Annotated in this window: 13 protein-coding genes; 4 read left to right on the top strand and 9 right to left on the bottom strand. The window is 72.1% G+C overall.

Annotation, left to right across the window (positions count from 1 at the left end):
• The first annotated feature begins 536 nt into the window (after positions 1-536).
• Both BIV25_RS08160 and BIV25_RS08165 read left to right on the top strand, forming a co-directional pair.
• Positions 537-1,442, top strand: coding sequence for a hypothetical protein (locus BIV25_RS08160; RefSeq protein WP_079176498.1), 906 nt, complete (start codon positions 537-539; stop codon positions 1,440-1,442).
• A 156-nt stretch (positions 1,443-1,598) separates the two neighbouring features.
• Positions 1,599-4,973, top strand: a complete 3,375-nt coding sequence (locus BIV25_RS08165; RefSeq protein WP_071371494.1) for a pyruvate carboxylase — start codon at positions 1,599-1,601, stop codon at positions 4,971-4,973.
• A 78-nt stretch (positions 4,974-5,051) separates the two neighbouring features.
• Here the strand turns inward: BIV25_RS08165 and BIV25_RS08170 are convergent, their stop codons facing one another.
• From BIV25_RS08170 to BIV25_RS08210, 9 genes are all read right to left on the bottom strand, one after another.
• On the bottom strand, positions 5,052-6,029 hold the full coding sequence (locus BIV25_RS08170) for a hypothetical protein (protein WP_071371495.1): 978 nt from the start codon (positions 6,027-6,029) through the stop codon (positions 5,052-5,054).
• A 215-nt stretch (positions 6,030-6,244) separates the two neighbouring features.
• Positions 6,245-6,700, bottom strand: a complete 456-nt coding sequence (locus tag BIV25_RS08175; RefSeq protein WP_071371496.1) for a hypothetical protein — start codon at positions 6,698-6,700, stop codon at positions 6,245-6,247.
• A 103-nt stretch (positions 6,701-6,803) separates the two neighbouring features.
• Complete coding sequence (locus BIV25_RS08180; protein ID WP_071371497.1) at positions 6,804-7,580, bottom strand: polysaccharide lyase family 7 protein; 777 nt, start codon at positions 7,578-7,580, stop codon at positions 6,804-6,806.
• Positions 7,581-7,695: 115 nt separating this feature from the next.
• Positions 7,696-8,904, bottom strand: coding sequence for a carbohydrate-binding protein (locus tag BIV25_RS08185; RefSeq protein ID WP_071371498.1), 1,209 nt, complete (start codon positions 8,902-8,904; stop codon positions 7,696-7,698).
• A 129-nt stretch (positions 8,905-9,033) separates the two neighbouring features.
• Positions 9,034-11,205 carry a TIM-barrel domain-containing protein gene (locus BIV25_RS08190; protein ID WP_371273003.1) on the bottom strand — a complete coding sequence of 724 codons (2,172 nt, stop codon included), beginning with the start codon at positions 11,203-11,205 and terminating at the stop codon, positions 9,034-9,036.
• 722 nt (positions 11,206-11,927) lie between these two features.
• Positions 11,928-12,344 carry a PaaI family thioesterase gene (locus tag BIV25_RS08195; RefSeq protein WP_071371500.1) on the bottom strand — a complete coding sequence of 139 codons (417 nt, stop codon included), beginning with the start codon at positions 12,342-12,344 and terminating at the stop codon, positions 11,928-11,930.
• 41 nt (positions 12,345-12,385) lie between these two features.
• Entirely contained in the window at positions 12,386-12,601 is a 216-nt protein-coding gene (locus BIV25_RS08200) for a tautomerase family protein (RefSeq protein WP_071371501.1), read from the bottom strand.
• A gap of 26 nt (positions 12,602-12,627) precedes the next feature.
• Positions 12,628-13,536, bottom strand: a complete 909-nt coding sequence (locus BIV25_RS08205; protein ID WP_071371502.1) for an SDR family oxidoreductase — start codon at positions 13,534-13,536, stop codon at positions 12,628-12,630.
• A gap of 42 nt (positions 13,537-13,578) precedes the next feature.
• On the bottom strand, positions 13,579-14,364 hold the full coding sequence (locus BIV25_RS08210) for an SDR family oxidoreductase (protein ID WP_071371503.1): 786 nt from the start codon (positions 14,362-14,364) through the stop codon (positions 13,579-13,581).
• Positions 14,365-14,516: 152 nt separating this feature from the next.
• On the opposite strand from BIV25_RS08210, the gene BIV25_RS08215 reads away from it, so the two are divergent.
• Both BIV25_RS08215 and BIV25_RS08220 read left to right on the top strand, forming a co-directional pair.
• Entirely contained in the window at positions 14,517-15,371 is an 855-nt protein-coding gene (locus BIV25_RS08215) for a helix-turn-helix transcriptional regulator (RefSeq protein ID WP_071371504.1), read from the top strand.
• A gap of 160 nt (positions 15,372-15,531) precedes the next feature.
• The gene (locus BIV25_RS08220; protein WP_071371505.1) at positions 15,532-16,656 is read left to right on the top strand and encodes a GNAT family N-acetyltransferase; all 1,125 of its coding nucleotides are present in this window, start codon (positions 15,532-15,534) and stop codon (positions 16,654-16,656) included.
• The last annotated feature ends 31 nt before the right edge of the window (positions 16,657-16,687 follow it).

Raw genomic sequence — 16,687 nt, forward strand, 5'->3', positions numbered from 1 at the left:
CACTATACGAGAGTTCGTAATCGAAAATGAAAGGTTCCGCATTCGATCCATGAAGTGGGCGGTCAGAACCGCGCGTTGGGCACGAACCGGATGAACCGGGCGTTCCGGACCCGCGCGAGTGGCGCGCGGCAGGGGCGCGGCGTGCCGGGGCGGGTGCAGGGGGGCCTGATCAGGAGGACGGGAACAGGGCCTCTCGGGTTGCCTCGCCGGGACGGATTTTCGTGCCTTTGACCTGTGGGTCTTTTCATACCCCCGGGCATCCGCGATGGATCTTGACGCCCGCCTTCCGGATCGCTGAACTGTCACCGACCGGGCCTCACCATCACAGAGGCCCACACCGGGGGAGGGACCGGGCATGCACGGCGAGACCCGCACGGAGGGGGTAGGCCGACCGGGTGAGATCCGTACATCTATACGATGGCGTCTGAAAACGGCGGATGTCGGAAAAACGCTACCCAGGGCTTGTATGCCGGAAGGGCGGCGAAGGGGGCGATGTGCATGACCGGGGAGCAGAAGGCGATGGGCTGCCGTGTCCCATGACGACTGAGACGACCGAAAGGCGCATCGAGGCCTGCCGCTCCCTGCTCGCCCGGCTCGCGCGGTTCACCGGGCGCACGCTGCGCGGCGAGTGGTACGCGATCGTCGTCGAGCCGGTACGGCGCCTCGCGCGCCGCGGACTGTCCGGACTGCTGCTGGCCTTCGTCGCCGCGTTCGGCGTCATCTTCTTCCAGGCCGTCGCCCAGCACCCCCTCGGCCGGCTCTGGGTGACCCGGCTCGGCGGCGTCAAGGCCGACCTGCCACTGTGGCTGTCGTTACTGCGCACCCCCGTGTCGCTGTACGTACCGGCGCTCGACCTGCCGGTGTGGGCCGGCATCACGCAGCTGTTCCTCGCCTTCGCCTGGGCCGAACTGACCCTGGGCCGGGCCCGGACACTGGCGATCTCCTACATCACCACGCTGGCCGGCACGCTCACCGCCCGCGTGATGATCGCGATGGGTCCGGGCTGGGGCGGCCTCGGTCTGCCGCCGTCGGCCGCGCACGTGCTCGACACCGGACCCTCCGCCGCCGTCGTCGGCCTGTTCACCTATCTCGCGGTGATCAAACGCGCGCCCGTGGTGTTCACGCTGACCGGCGGCTCGATGGTGTGGGAGTCCATCGCCATCCCCAACCTGGCCGGCCGCGAGCATCTGGTCGCGGTGGGCTCGGCGATCGCCCTCGGGCTGCTGCACGGCCGCCGCGCGTGGCTGCGGGCGCGGCTGCGCTCCCTGCTGCCGACGGGCCGCCGCACACCCGCGGCCGCCCCGGCGGCATCTGCCTGCGCCCCGGACGCGTCGGCGCCGACCGCACCCGCACCCGCCGCCCCCGCGCAGTCCCGGACGGTGCCCGCCCCGGCGCGGGCCGACCGGCGCGGGGACGCGGCGATGACCTCGGCGGAACGCTGACCGGCCGGCGCCCGACTGTGGCGTCGGCCACCCCGGCGGTGTGATGGTTTTCGCACGTCCGTGCCGGGGGGAACCCCTAGGGTTGCCGCGAGGAACGGCAGGCGTGGCAGACACCGTGGTGTTCGTCGCCCGACAGGCAGCTGAAGGGATTCCAGGATGTTCCGCAAGGTGCTGGTTGCCAACCGTGGAGAGATCGCGATCCGCGCGTTCCGTGCGGGCTACGAACTCGGGGCGCGTACCGTCGCCGTGTTCCCGCACGAGGACCGCAACTCGTTGCACCGGCTGAAGGCCGACGAGGCGTACGAGATCGGCGAGCCGGGGCACCCGGTGCGGGCGTATCTCTCCGTCGAGGAGATCGTGGGCGCGGCCCGCCGGGCGGGCGCCGACGCCGTCTACCCGGGGTACGGCTTCCTGTCCGAGAACCCCGAACTGGCCCGGGCCTGCGAGGAGGCGGGCATCACCTTCGTCGGCCCCAGCGCGGCGACCCTGGAGCTCACGGGCAACAAGGCCCGCGCGGTCGCCGCCGCCCGGGCGGCGGGCGTGCCCGTGCTCGGTTCCTCCCAGCCCTCCACCGACGTGGACGAACTGGTGCGCGCCGCCGAGGAGATCGGCTTCCCCGTCTTCGTCAAGGCGGTGGCGGGCGGCGGCGGTCGCGGCATGCGCCGGGTCGAGGACCCTGCCCAGCTGCGCGAGTCCATCGAGGCCGCCTCCCGCGAGGCCGCCTCCGCCTTCGGCGACCCGACCGTCTTCCTGGAGAAGGCCGTCGTCGACCCCCGCCACATCGAGGTGCAGATCCTCGCCGACGGCGCGGGCGACGTCATCCACCTGTTCGAGCGCGACTGTTCGCTCCAGCGCCGCCACCAGAAGGTCATCGAACTGGCGCCCGCGCCGAACCTCGACCCGGCCCTGCGCGACCGCATCTGCGCGGATGCCGTCCGCTTCGCCCGTGAGATCGGCTACCGCAACGCGGGCACCGTGGAGTTCCTCCTCGCCCCCGACGGCAACCACGTCTTCATCGAGATGAACCCGCGCATCCAGGTCGAGCACACCGTGACCGAGGAGGTCACCGACGTCGACCTGGTCCAGGCCCAGATGCGCATCGCCGCCGGCGAGACCCTCGCCGACCTCGGCCTCGCCCAGGACACCATCACCCTGCGCGGCGCCGCCCTCCAGTGCCGTATCACCACCGAGGACCCCGCCAACGGCTTCCGCCCGGACACCGGCCGGATCAGCGCGTACCGCTCCCCGGGCGGCTCCGGCATCCGCCTGGACGGCGGTACCACCCACGCCGGTACGGAGATCAGCGCGCACTTCGACTCGATGCTGGTCAAACTCACCTGCCGGGGCCGGGACTTCAAGGCCGCCGTGGGCCGCGCCCGGCGTGCCGTCGCCGAGTTCCGCATCCGCGGCGTGGCCACCAACATCCCCTTCCTGCAAGCGGTCCTGGACGACCCGGACTTCCAGGCGGGCCGGGTCACCACGTCCTTCATCGAGCAGCGCCCGCACCTGCTCACCGCCCGTTCCTCGGCCGACCGCGGCACCAAGCTGCTCACCTACCTCGCCGACGTGACGGTCAACAAGCCGCACGGCGAGCGCCCCGACCTGCTCGACCCCGTCACCAAGCTGCCCGCGCTCCCGGCAGGCGAGCCCCCGGCCGGCTCCCGCCAGCGCCTCGTCGCCGTCGGCCCCGAGGAGTTCGCCCGGCAGCTGCGCGAGTCGCCGGCCCTCGGCGTCACCGACACCACGTTCCGCGACGCCCACCAGTCCCTGCTCGCCACCCGCGTACGCACCAAGGACCTCCTCGCGGTCGCCCCGGTCGTCGCCCGCACCCTGCCCGAACTGCTGTCCCTGGAGTGCTGGGGCGGTGCGACCTACGACGTGGCGCTGCGCTTCCTCGCCGAGGACCCCTGGGAGCGGCTGGCCGCGCTGCGCGAGGCCGTACCCAACATCTGTCTCCAGATGCTGCTGCGCGGCCGCAACACCGTCGGCTACACCCCATACCCGACCGAGGTGACCGACGCCTTCGTGCAGGAGGCCGCCGCCACCGGCATCGACATCTTCCGCATCTTCGACGCCCTCAACGACGTCGGCCAGATGCGCCCCGCCATCGAGGCCGTCCGCGAGACCGGCACCGCGATCGCCGAGGTCGCCCTGTGCTACACCGCCGACCTGGGCGACCCGGCCGAGCGCCTCTACACGCTCGACTACTACCTGCGCCTGGCCGAGCAGATCGTCGAGGCCGGCGCGCACGTCCTCGCGGTCAAGGACATGGCCGGGCTGCTGCGTGCCCCGGCCGCCGCGAAGCTCGTCTCGGCGCTGCGCCGCGAGTTCGACCTGCCGGTGCATCTGCACACCCACGACACGGCGGGCGGCCAGCTCGCGACGTACCTCGCCGCGATCCAGGCGGGCGCCGACGCCGTCGACGGCGCGGTGGCCTCGATGGCCGGGACGACCTCGCAGCCGTCGCTGTCCGCGCTCGTCGCCGCCACCGACCACTCCGAGCGCCCCACCGGCCTCGACCTCCAGGCCGTCGGCGACCTGGAGCCGTACTGGGAGGGCGTGCGCAAGATCTACGCCCCGTTCGAGGCGGGCCTCGCCTCCCCGACCGGCCGCGTCTACCACCACGAGATCCCCGGCGGCCAGCTGTCCAACCTGCGCACCCAGGCCGTCGCCCTCGGCCTCGGCGACCGCTTCGAGGACATCGAGGCGATGTACGCCGCCGCCGACCGCATCCTCGGCCGGCTGGTGAAGGTCACCCCGTCGTCCAAGGTGGTCGGCGACCTCGCCCTGCACCTGGTCGGCGCCGGGGTCTCCCCGGACGCCTTCGAGGAGACGCCCGACCGGTTCGACATCCCCGACTCGGTCATCGGCTTCCTGCGCGGCGAGTTGGGCACCCCGCCCGGCGGCTGGCCCGAGCCGTTCCGCACCAAGGCCCTCAAGGGCCGCGGCGAGCCCAAGCCCGCGCCCGAGCTGTCCGCCGACGACCGCGAGGGACTCGCCAAGGACCCCCGGGCGACGCTCAACCGGCTGCTGTTCCCCGCCCCGACACGCGAGTTCGACACCCACCGGCAGTCCTTCGGCGACACCAGCGTGCTGGACAGCAAGGCCTTCTTCTACGGCCTGCGTCCCGCCAAGGAGTACGCCGTCGACCTGGAACCCGGCGTCCGGCTGCTCATCGAACTCCAGGCGGTCGGCGAGGCCGACGAGCGCGGGATGCGCACCGTGATGTCCTCGCTCAACGGCCAGTTGCGCCCGATCCAGGTCCGCGACCGCGCGGCCGCCTCGGACGTGCCGGTGACGGAGAAGGCCGACCGCACCGACCCCGGCCATGTGGCGGCGCCGTTCGCCGGTGTGGTGACCCTCGCGGTGGCCGAGGGGGACGAGGTCGCCGCCGGTGCCACGGTCGCCACGATCGAGGCGATGAAGATGGAGGCCAGCATCACCGCGCCGAAGGCGGGCCGGGTCTCCCGGCTGGCCATCAACCGCATCCAGCAGGTGGAGGGCGGGGACCTGCTCGTCGAGATCGGCTGACCCGTGCACGGATGCGCCGCGACCGGATGCCCTGCCGGTCGCGGCGCACGTGCGTGCGTCCGTGTGAATCCGCCGCGGCTACAGCCGGTCGCCGCGCTCCCGGAGCCGGGCGAGCAGCAGGTTCGGGTCCTTGCGGGTGAAGTACGCGGAGTTCGGCACGTAGACGACGCGGCCGAGTACGGCGACCGACGTCGGGTTGGACAGCCCGTCCTGCTGTCCGAGGGCGTCCGTGCGCGATCCGTCGCGGCGCACCAGGACCACCTGGTTGGCCTTGTTCAGCGCGGCCACCACCGTGCGGCCGGAGCCCGTGAAGGCGAAGTCGTCGATGCCGGCGAGCCCGTGCGCCAGGATCTCGGCCCGGCCCGCGGAACCGCCCTGGCCGACGGGGATGCGCAGCAGCGTGCCGCGGTCGGTGTTCGACACCCACACGGCACCGCGGTGCACCTTGAGGCCGTTGGCGCCGCAGCCGCCCGCCGAGGCTCCGGTCAGCGGCTTGAGCGCGGTGTCCCGGGCCCACGCGGTGGCCGGTCCGCCCTGCTGCGGGACTCGCCAGACGGTGCCGAGCACCGAGTCGGCGGCGTACAGCACGCCCTGGTGCTCGTCCAGGGCCAGGCCGTTGGGATAGCCGTTGGCCGGCAACGGGGCGATCTGCTCGGGTTCCTCGCCGGGGGCGAGGCGCCAGATGCCCGTTCTGCTCGTGCCGGTCGCGTAGTTGACGTACAGGGTGCCGTCGTGGGCGCGGGCGATGCCGGTCACGACGGCCTGGTGCACGAGCGGGGTGTCCGGGTGGGAGACGGCCGGCAGGGTCGCGCCGATCCGGGTCTGCCCCTCGGGCGTGACATGGGCGACCTGCCGGGCGTAGGCGAGGGTCAGGTCGGCGGAGCCGTCGGGTTCGAGCGCGATGTTGTCGGGCGTCTGCCCGGCGGCCAGGCCGAAATGGGCGGTGATGCGGGCGTCGGTGACGACCGGCTCGGTGCCGGTCGCGGGCGCCGCCGCGACCACGCCGAACGCGAGCGCGGCCGTGGCGGCACCGGCCAGGCGGGGGAGTCGGGGCATGTGACCTCTCTCGGGACGGCGCGCGGGCGCCGGCGTGCGGGGTCACACCACCATGCGGCTGCGCAGGTCGCCGGGGACGAGCGCCGGGCCGCGGGATCGCCCGCGCGGCTCAGCACCCGCCGCGGCGAGCGGCGCGCCCGGGTGACGGCCGGTGCGGCCGCCGGGCTCGGTGGCCGGCACCCGGGCATCGGTTCCGAAGAGCCGGTCCCCGGGCGTCAGTCCCAGAGCGGGTAGTTCATCACCGGCTTGAACGTGTCCGGCCGGGCGCCGGGATAGGTCAGGCTGAGGTTCGCGAAGCGCAGGAAGTACGGGTGCTTCTTCCAGGACTGCTCGCCGCTGAGCCGGATGACGACCGGGTACGCGTGGAAGGTGCCGGCCGCGCAGTACGGCTTGCAGTCGTTGACCATGTTGACGCCGATGGCCTTCGCCCCGTCCGGACTCCACTGGGTCCAGTGGAGTCCGGTCAGCCGGCTGTTGCCGTCGCCGCAGGCCAGGATGAAGTCGTTCGGGCGGACGTTCCGGTGGAAGAAGCAGTCCACGAGTACGGGCTGCCCGGGCCTCGCCCTGACCGGTGCCGTGGTCGGCACACTGGCCGACGCCGTCGTCATCGCCGCTGTCAGCAGGGTTCCTGCCGCCAGGGTCACCGCCGTTCCCACCACTGATCCGCGCATGGCCGCTCCCACTGTTGTGCTGTGTCCGACCGCGTCCACTCGACGCTACGACCGTACGGCCATTTGCACCAGTCGCGCAGGTCGGACAGCGTGGCGGCCGTGTTCAGCCGTGCTTCACGGTCAGCCCGTAGAACGCCACACGGGCGCCGTTGGTGGTGCTGTCGGAGGAGGACTGGTTGTAGGAACCGGCCTTGAAGTACTGCTTGTACTGCTGGAACGACGACGCGATGGGGTAGTGGGTGGTCGTCCCGTTGACGGTCAGGTCGATCGTGTTCCCGCCGGAGACCGCGATCGTATAGCTCCAGGTCTTCCCGATCGCAACATGTCCCACGGCGTGCGACGTCTGGCCGCCGGCCGGCGAGTTCTCGGTGCCGAGCACGATGTCGCCGTTCGCGCGGTAGTACAGCTCCAGCAGCGGCTTGGTGGACGAGCCGCCGCTGCCGAGGTGGATCTGGCCGACGCACACGTTCTTCGTCACCGACACCACGCGCAGCGTCGCGTTCATCCGGTGCGAGCCGGACAACGCCCAGTCCGCGGCGCTGCCGTCGTGGTTCGTCTCGCGCAACTCCGACCGTGCGTAGTTCGAGTTGGGGGTGGTGACGCCCTTCTCGGGTGCCCAGAAGGTCATCGCGCCGTCGCGGGTGTCGGTGTAGAAGTACGCGTCCTGGTAGCCGTTCGCGCCCTGGAGCCGGGGCGAGGGGATGGTGGTCGGGCTGCCGGGGGAGCCGACCGGTTCCTGGAGTTCCCACACGGACAGGTCGAAGTTGCCGCCGGGGGCGACGTGCGGATCGGCGGCGAGCGCGCTGGGGCTGCCGAGGAGGGCGAGCGCGAGGGCGAGGCCCGCGGCGGCCGGTACCGCGAGGAGTCGAGCTCGGGTCATGGGGGGTCCCTTCGGGCCGGAACGCGGCCGTTGTTCATGTGGATGAACGACGGCCGCGTACGTGGTCGCTGGTGACCCGAGAAGCTAGAGGTCCGGACCAGGCCCGTCAAGAGGTTCAGCAGGCGCCCTCGTCCTGCCACGGCCCCCACTGCGAGGCGCCGGGCACCTCGTTCTGGGTCCACCACTTGGCCTTCCAGTCGTGCTGGTCGTACGACACCTCGTCCCCGCCCGTGTACGCCGTCGACGCGTTCCACGCCGGCTTGCAGGAGCCCGGCGTCGGGGTCGGTGTGGGGGTGGGCGTGGGGGTGGGCGGGGTGACGCCGGCGAACTTCACCGAGTCCTTCGCGAAGTCCCAGTCGCTCTGCGCCACGCTGGAGCAGGTGCCGGACGTGCGGCCCCCGTTGTCCGGCGGGCTGCACTGCCGGTCGCGGTTCAGCGACCAGAACGTGAAGCGGTCCATGTTGTGGCTCGTGGCGTAGTCCAGCACGGTCTGGAAGTCCGCCTGGGTGAAGATCTCGCCGGTGTCGCTGCGGCCGTTCATGCCGGAGAAGCCCTCGTGGGCGTACGCCGTCGCCTGGTCCCAGCCGAAGGTCGACTGGAGGATCGCGTTGAAGTTGGTCAGCGCGCTGGTCTGGCTCGCCGCGCCGTTGAAGCCGCCGTCGAACGGCATGATGGAGAAGTTGTTCGGTGTGAACCCCTGGGACTTGGCCTCCAGCAGCATCTGCTTGCCGAACCAGCCGGTGCCGTCCGCGGTGCCGGCCGTCGTCACGGAGACGTACAGCCCCGGGTTGTTCTGCTGGAGGATCTTGGCCGCGCCGATCTCGTTGTGGATCGCCGCCGTGTTCTCGTACTCCGGCTCCTCCAGGTCGAAGTCGATGGCGTGCAGGCCGTACTTGGCGATGACCTGCTGGTAGGCGGCCGCCGTGGCGGCGGGGTCGGCGCAGGCCTGGCCGAGCTTCGTACCGCCGTAGCCGCCGATGGAGACCGACACGTCCCCGCCCTTGCCGCGGATGGTGTTGATCATCGACTGCACGGCCGTGTCCGAGGAGACCGGTGCGGTGCCGCCCCAGGTGGGCGCGCAGCCACCGCCGTTGGGGGCGAGGACGAACGCCAGCTGGAAGGCCTTCAGGCCGGTCGCGTCCATGATGGCGGACGGGTCCGGCGGGTCGTTGTCCAGCGGCATCAGATAGGGGGCCGCGGCGTACCAGCGGTTGCTCAGCGCGGCGGTCGCGCCCGAGGCGTTGCCCGCGACGAGCGCGGTCGTGCCGGCGGCGGCGAGGGTCACGGCCGCCGCCGCGCCCAGACATGCCCGAAGCCTTTTCACTTCGTGCCTCCAGAGGGTGGGGGTGGGGAGTCCCCGGTACGGGGAGCCCCACCCTCCGGGAGCTGTTGCGGCCACGTCAATAAGTTGGACTAGACCAACGCGCTCTTTGGACTAGACCATACGATCCTTTTACCTGTCGTCGACCAGTCGCACCGTGAACCCGCGGTCGAGCGGCAGGCTCGCCGTGGTGATCGTCGTGACGTGCGTGTCCGGGTCGAACGACCAGGCGGACGCGGGCAGTTGGCGACCGTCGAGCAGGACGCGTGCGGGCGCCGTGGCGCCGTGCACGGTGAACCGGTACGTGCGGGCGTCCACCTTGCCCGCGTAGCCGCCCTTGCTCGCGCCCACCGTGACCGTCATGCCCTTGCCGTCGGCGTGCAGGGACACCCGCTGGGTCGCCGCCGCGCCCTTCGCGAAGTCACGGGTCACGCCGTCGTCCTCGTACAGCGTGTAACGGCTCGTGCCACGGGCCGCCGGGTACAGGTCCCAGTCCAGCTCGTGCCGGTCCCGGGTCTGCCAACTCGTCGTCCCCTTCGGCCACATGGGCACGACCGCGCCCTCGCGCACGAACAGCGGCAGGGTGTCGAGCGGGGCGTGGTAGCCGTTGACCGTGGTCGGACCCTGGTAGGTGCGGCCCGTCCAGTAGTCGGTCCAGGTGCCCTTCGGCAGGTAGATGCCGTCCCGGGTGTCGGAGTTCTGGTAGACCGGGGCGACGAGGAAGTCGGGCCCGGACAGGAACTCGTACTTCGCCTGGTCCGTGAGGGTGCCCGGATCGTCCGGGTACTCCAGCCACAGCGGGCGGACCGCCCCCACCCCGGTCTTCGCCGCCTCGGCGGACAGGGTGTACATGTACGGCAGCAGCCGCTCCTTCAGCTGGAGGTACTTCCGGTTGATCGAGGTGTACGGCTCCCCGTCCAGCCAGGGCTGCTGGTCGGCGGGCTTCTTGGTGGTGAGGTCGGTGGCCCAGCCGTCCATGGTCATGATGGCCGGCAGGAACGCCTTCCACTGCAGGTCGCGCGCGTACATCGTGGCGTCGTGGCGGTAGATGCTGCCCACGTCGCCGGTGTCGTACGCGATACCGGACATCGTCGCCCCGGCGTAGGCCGGGATCTGCCAGCGGATGTAGTCCCACGACAGCTTCTGGTCGCCGCTCCACAGCACCCCGCAGCGCTGCGCGCCCGCCCAGGACACGGGCAGCCACACGAATCCGCGCGCGTCGCTGTTGTCCTCGATGCCCTTCTTCGCCGCGTCGCACGCGTCGAGGGCGAACTTGTAGCCGTTGCCGACCCAGGCCACGTCCAGCTTGGCCACCCGCTGACCTGCCTTGACCTGGTCGGCGAGCTTGTCGATGCCGTCCTGGGTCCACAGGCCGAGCTGGGCGTGGTGGTCCTGGAGGCCCTGCGCGGTCTGCTCCAGGTTCTCGTACCCGCAGCCGTAGCCGTCGTTGACCAGCATCCAGCCGAGCGGCATCTGGGCTTGCGTGTACCCGTCGGCGGTCTTCAGCGCGTCCAGGGTGTGCCGCTCGCCCCGGTTGGCGTTGTGCAGATAGCAGTCGGAGTCGCCGGGTTCGAGGCCGTACACCGGAGGCATGAACGGCCTGCCGACCAACGCCGTGTACTTTCCGATCACTTGCTTGGCGTCACCGAGGAAGTAGTAGGCGTCCAGGCGCCGTTCCTGCTGGCCGGTGGTGACGGGCTGGCCGAAGGTGTACACGCCGGGCGCGAAGGTGTTGCGGAAGACGCCGTAGCCCGCGCTGGAGAGGTAGAACGGCTGGGAGTTGTTGTAGCCGCCCTCGTCCCAGTCGAAGCTGTTGGCCACGTACATCGTCTGGCCCCGGTGCGAGAAGCTGCCGTTCTGCTCGCCGCCGCCGAAGAACTGCTCGTCCGCGCCGCGCGCGAGACTCTGCCGCATCCCGCCGGTGGACCAGCGCAGCGGCTTGTCCTCCTGCCAGATCCGGGTGCGGTTGTCCGGCTTGTACAGACCGAAGCGCAACGGCTTCTTGTAGACGCGCAGTACGGCCTGCGGCGATCGGATGCCGTAGTAGTCGCCCGCGTCGAAGGACGAGGTGTGCCGCTGGAGCGCGGGCTCCTTGCGCACGATCGCGGTGCCCGCCGGATCGCTCAGCGAACCGGACGGATCTGCCTGGAGCCGGAGTTGACCACCCGTCAGGAAGTCGGCGCGCGCTGCCAGCCGCCCGGCCCCGATGGTGTAGCTGCCCGCGCCGCCCGAGAAGGAGGTCAGGTCGCCGGCGTCCGTGGTCGCGGGCAGGTACGCCGTGCCGGTGAAGGCGCCGCCGTGCACGTCGTACGGCACGACCAGCACGTGGTACGTCCCCGACGCCCGCGGGATCACCGTGGCCTCGGGGTCGGCGGTGCCTGCGCTGGACGCCACCTGCTTGCCCTGGTCGTCGTAGACGTACAGGTCGAAGTCGTCGGAGGGCCTGTCCCACCTGATCGACAGCGGGACGCCGCCCTCGGGGTTGTCGTCCCAGTAGCCGGCCGGCACCGAGACGGTCAGGTCGAAGCGGTCGCAGACCGTGTCGTCCGGGTCGCTGCCGGCGGACGGGCAGCTCTCGGTGCCGCCGCCGGTGCCCTTGGCGTAGACCGGGCTCTGCCAGCTGACGCTGCTGTGGGCGGTGTCGAGCACGGCGCCGGAGGCGGTGGCGGCGGCATGGGCGGGCACCGGGCCGGCGAGCACGGTCGCCGCCAGGGCGGTCGCCAGTCCCAGTGGTACCCAGGCCGGCCGGGGTACACGGTGGCGCAGTCTGTGCAGTCGTCGCGGTCTGTGTGGTCTGTGCACGGCGGAACAGCTCCCCTCGCAGCACTGCGGTCTGACTGTTCTGGGTGATGATGCTCGGAAACGCTTGGAACAGGCTTCGATCGAGCAACTTCAAGCACGCAGCCTCAGGGGTCACACAGGTTCATGTCAAGAGCGTGGGTGCGGCGGACGGGGCGGACACGACGAAGGCCGGCCCCCTCGTCGCCGGGGGCCGGCCTTCGCAGCCGGGGCGTTCGCCGGTCGTGTCAGGCGGTGTTCTTCCGGAGCACGATCTGGGTCTGCGTGGTCTGTCCGACCAGCCGGTCCCGGTCGTCGCGCAGATCGGTCTGCACCACCAGCAGCGTGCCGCCGAGGTGCAGGGGCCGGGCCGTGGCGTGCACGTGCCCGGAGGTCACCGCCCGCAGGAAGTTGGTCTTGGACTCCACCGTCGACGTACCGGACGCCCCCTCGGGCAGGTTCAGATACGCGCACACCGCCCCGACGCTGTCGGCCAGCGCCATCAGGGCCCCACCGTGCAGCACACCGCCGGCCGTGCACAGCTGCGGGGACCATGCCAGAGCGCCGACGACCCGCTCGGCCGTGGCCTCGCGCAGTTCGATGCCCAGGCCGGCTGCGAAGGGCATCGCGGCCAGCAGGTCGGCGGGCTGGGGGACGGGTGACATGGCATACCGCCTCTCACACAACGGATCACATCGGTCGGTCGTCAATCCTGCGCCGGCTGCCGGAGCTTGGCCAGGGTCAGCACGCCGCCCCCGATGCCCCAGCCGCCGTCGGCGACCTCCTCCACCAGGACCATGGTGGCGGCGCGGGCCCGCTCTCCGTAGACCTCGACGTACAGCTCGGTGGTGCGGGTGACGAGCAGCTCCTTCTGCTGCGCGTCCAGGCTGCCGGCGGGCACCTTGAAATTCGCGAACGGCATGGTGATTCTCCTTCTTCGGCGGTGTATCAGAGGGAACTTCCGGTGGTGAGCAGGTCGTCCAGGCCCGCCCGGCGGAAGAAGTCGGCGCGGACGCGGTCGGCGACCGCGGAGACGACCTCGCTGCCGTCCCGGGCGGGGTCGACATGGGTGCGCAGCGGGCGCCGCCCGGCGGGCAGCTCCACCAGCCGTACGACGGCCCGCGCGACCTCCGCCACGTCCGCGTCCGGCGGCACCAGCGCTGCGAGACGCTCGTCCAGCCCCGCCAGGAGGGCGCCGTAGCGCTCGCCGTAGGCGTTCGCGCGTCCGGTGTCGGCGGGGGTGCCGGCGTGCAGGAAGTGGTTGGTGCCGGAAGTGAAGGCGCCCGGCACGACGATCGCGGTGTCGATACCGAACCGGACCAGCTCGCCGGCGTAGCTGACCGCCAGGGCGTCCATCGCGGCCTTCGCCGCGAAGTACGGCCCCAGGAACGGCGGGCAGCCGCCGCGCGTGCTGGAACTGCCGATCCACACCAGCAGTCCCGCGCCCCGCTCCCGCAGCACGGGCAGGGCGGCCCGGTTCACGCGCTGGGCGCCCAGCACGTTGACGTCGTACAGGTCTGCCAGCTGTTCGGGGGTGAAGGCTTCGGCGGGCCCGGTGACCATGTGGCCCGCGTTGTGCACCACCACGTCCAGCCGGCCCTGTTCGGCGAGCACCCGGGCCACGGCCGTGTCCGCACTGTCCTGGGAGGTGACGTCCAGGTCGACCGCGTGCAGGGACACGCCGTGTCCGGCCGCGTACCGGTCCAGGGCGGCCACCGCGGGTGCGTTGCGGCCGGCCGTGTGACGCATGCCCGCGTAGACGGTGTGACCGGCGTCGGCGAGGGCGCGCACGGTGAGCGCGCCGAAGCCGCTGGAGGCGCCGGTGACCAGGATGGTGAGGGGAGTGTCGGTCGTCATGATTCCTCGCTGGGGGGAGAGACGAGCGGGAGTGAGCGGGGGTCAGACGATGCCGCCGTTGGCGCGGACCACCTGGCCGTTGATCCAGTGGCCGGCCGGGGAGGCGAGGAAGGCCACCACCCCGGCGATGTCCTCGGGCGTGCCGAGGCGCTCCAGCGGGGGCTGGGCGGCCAGGGCGGCGACGGCCGCCTCGTCCTTGCCGTCCAGGAACAGATCGGTGGCCGTGGGTCCCGGCGCGACGGTGTTGGCGGTGACGTCGCGGCCGCGCAGCTCGCGGGCCAGCACCAGGGTCAGCGCCTCGACCGCGCCCTTGCTCGCGCTGTAGGCGCCGTACGACGGGAACGCCAGGCCCACCACGGAGCTGGAGAAACCGACGAACGCGCCGCCCCGGCGCAGGGTGCGGGCTGCCTGGCGGGCGACCACGAACGTGCCGCGCACGTTGGTGTGGTGCAGGGCGTCCAGCTCCGTGAGGTCCAGCTCGGCGATCGGCGCGAGATACATCCGGCCCGCCGCGTGGACCACGACGTCCACCCCGCCGAACTCCTCGGCGGCTGTGCCGAACAACGCGGCGACCTGCTGCTCGTCCGCGACATCGGCGCGGACGGCGAGCGCGCGGCCGCCGGCCGCGGTGATGTCCGCGACGGCGGCCTCGGCCAGGTCGCGGTTGCCCGCGTACCCGACCACCACGGCGTGTCCGTCGGCGGCGAGCCGGAGCGCGGCCGCCCGGCCGATGCCGCGCGAGCCGCCGGTGACGACGGCGACGCGGGGCGTCGAGGCGGTGGCGGACGAGGGGGTGGGGGTCGAGGGGGTGGTGGCTTCGGTGGACATGAGATCTCCAGTCGCTGCGGGCGTCGCGCCCGGTCGGTGGCCTGCTCGGTGACTCCACCGTGGGCCGTCGCGCCCGGGGCAGCCACGGCTGCGCTCACCCTGGGGCCGGCAACCCCTGGATACGCGGGCCGGCGGGCGCGACCATGGGAGGCGTGAACCACGCAGAGCTGGCCGCCTTCCTCAAGTCCCGGCGCGACCGGGTCCGCCCCGCCGACGTCGGCCTGCCCGCGGGACCCCGCCGCCGGGTACCGGGCCTGCGCCGCGAGGAGGTCGCCCAGCTGGCCGGACTGTCCGCCGACTACTACACGGAGCTGGAGCGCGGCCGGGGCGCCCAGCCCTCCGCGCAGGTCCTGGCCGCCCTCGCCCGCGCCCTGAGGCTCAGCGGCGACGAGCGCGACCACCTCTTCCATCTCGCCGACCGCCCGCTGGCGCCCGCCGCGAGCGGCCCCGCCACCCTCGTCCAGCCCGCACTGCTCGGCCTGCTGGACCGGCTCACCACGACCCCCGCCCAGGTCATCACCGATCTGCACGAGACCCTCGCGCAGAACCCGTTCGCCGTGGCGCTGCTCGGCGCGATGCCGCCCGGACGCGGGCCCGAACGGAGCTTCGTGTACCGCTGGTTCACCGACCCCGCCGCCCGCGGCCTGTACCCGGCCGAGGACCACCCGCACCACTCCCGCGTCTTCACCGCCGACCTCCAGGCCGTCGCCGCCCGGCGTGCGAAGGACGCCGACGTGACCCGGATGGTGGCCGCGCTGCGCCGGCGCAGCGCGGAGTTCGCCGAGCTGTGGGAGCAGCGGGAGGTGGCCCTGCGCCGCACCGACCACAAGCGCATCGTTCACCCTTCGCTCGGCGTCATCGAGCTCGACTGCCACAACCTCTTCAGCGAGGACGGCCGTCAGCGGCTGTTGTGGTTCAGCGCCCCGCCCGGCACCGAGGGACACGCCCAGCTGGAACTGCTCTCGGTGATCGGCACACAGGACCTGAGCGCCCAGGTGGACTCCTGACCGATGTCCGCAGACCCATGGCGGACCGTCCGTCGCCTGGGGCACCCTTGAGGGCGTGCGTACTGTTTCGCGCGGTTTGGGCAGTCGCACGCGGTGGGGACGCAGACAACGGTACGAATGGCAGGACGCGCCCGGCGCGTCATGGGGGGAGCGGTCGCGCATGCGATCCATCAGCCGTGCTTCACGATCCGTCGTGGAGATCACCAACCACAGACCCGGCGAGCTGACACCCGAGCTGCGGGCCGCATGGCATCGCGCGATGGACGAGTCACCCGAGTACGCCAATCCCTTTCTGGCACCGGAGTTCGCGGCCGGCGTCGGTCTCTTCCGGGGCGGCGCGCGGGTCGCGGTGCTGCGCGAGGGCGGGGAGCCGGCCGGCTTCCTCCCCTACGAGCGCGGGCCGCTGGGCACCGGCCGGGCCATCGGGCTCGGCCTGTCCGACTGCCAGGCCCTCGTGCACCGGCCCGGGGTCACCTGGGACACGGACGCGCTGCTGCGGGCGTGCGGGCTCAGCATCTTCGAGTTCGACCATCTCGTGCAGGAACAGCGGCCGTTCGCGCCGCACGTCACGGGCACCTTCGCCTCGCCGGTGATCGACGTGAAACCCGGCGACGGCGGCTATCCGGAGTGGCTGCGGGCCACCTATCCGGGGCTGGCCAAGACGACGCTGAAGAAGGAGCGGCGGCTCGGCCGCGACATCGGCGAGGTGCGGTTCGCGTTCGACGAGCGCGACCCCGAGATCCTGCGCACCCTGATGCGCTGGAAGTCCGCGCAGTACCGCAGGACCGGACGCATGGACCGGTTCTCGCGGCCCTGGATCGTCGGCCTGGTCGACCATCTCTTCCGCGTCCGCGAGGAGCACTTCACCGGGGTGCTGTCCGTCCTGTACGCGGGCGACCGCCCGGTGGCCGCCCACTTCGGCCCCCGGTCGAGCACCGTACTGGCCGCCTGGTTCACCGCCTACGACCCCGAACTGCACTACTACTCCCCGGGGTTGATGATGCACCTGCGCACCGCCGAGGCGGCCGCGCGGGCCGGGGTGACCCTGGTCGACCTGGGCCGGGGCGACAAGGAGTACAAGGAGTGGCTCAAGACCCGCGACCTGCGCGTCGGGGAGGGCTTCGCGGCCCGGGCCCATCCGGTGGCGATGGCCCAGCGGCTGTGGCGCAGGCCGGTCAGGGGCCTGCGCAACACGGTGCTGGCCCATCCCGGGCTGCGTGATCCGGCGGATCAGCTGCTGAAGACGCTCGGCAGGCTGCGGACCCGCCGGAACGGCAGCTACTGACAGGTTCTCGCCAAGACTTGGCCAAGCGGCG

Source organism: Streptomyces sp. MUSC 14 (assembly GCF_001866675.1).
In the GTDB taxonomy this organism is placed as follows: Bacteria; Actinomycetota; Actinomycetes; order Streptomycetales; family Streptomycetaceae; genus Streptomyces.

Coding starts and splice junctions, on each gene's coding strand:
- BIV25_RS08160 (WP_079176498.1), top strand. CDS start 537: ATGACGACTGAGACGACCGAAAGGCGCATCGAGGCCTGCCGCTCCCTG.
- BIV25_RS08165 (WP_071371494.1), top strand. CDS start 1,599: ATGTTCCGCAAGGTGCTGGTTGCCAACCGTGGAGAGATCGCGATCCGC.
- BIV25_RS08170 (WP_071371495.1), bottom strand. CDS start 6,029: ATGCCCCGACTCCCCCGCCTGGCCGGTGCCGCCACGGCCGCGCTCGCG.
- BIV25_RS08175 (WP_071371496.1), bottom strand. CDS start 6,700: ATGCGCGGATCAGTGGTGGGAACGGCGGTGACCCTGGCGGCAGGAACC.
- BIV25_RS08180 (WP_071371497.1), bottom strand. CDS start 7,580: ATGACCCGAGCTCGACTCCTCGCGGTACCGGCCGCCGCGGGCCTCGCC.
- BIV25_RS08195 (WP_071371500.1), bottom strand. CDS start 12,344: ATGTCACCCGTCCCCCAGCCCGCCGACCTGCTGGCCGCGATGCCCTTC.
- BIV25_RS08200 (WP_071371501.1), bottom strand. CDS start 12,601: ATGCCGTTCGCGAATTTCAAGGTGCCCGCCGGCAGCCTGGACGCGCAG.
- BIV25_RS08205 (WP_071371502.1), bottom strand. CDS start 13,536: ATGACGACCGACACTCCCCTCACCATCCTGGTCACCGGCGCCTCCAGC.
- BIV25_RS08210 (WP_071371503.1), bottom strand. CDS start 14,364: ATGTCCACCGAAGCCACCACCCCCTCGACCCCCACCCCCTCGTCCGCC.
- BIV25_RS08220 (WP_071371505.1), top strand. CDS start 15,532: ATGCGATCCATCAGCCGTGCTTCACGATCCGTCGTGGAGATCACCAAC.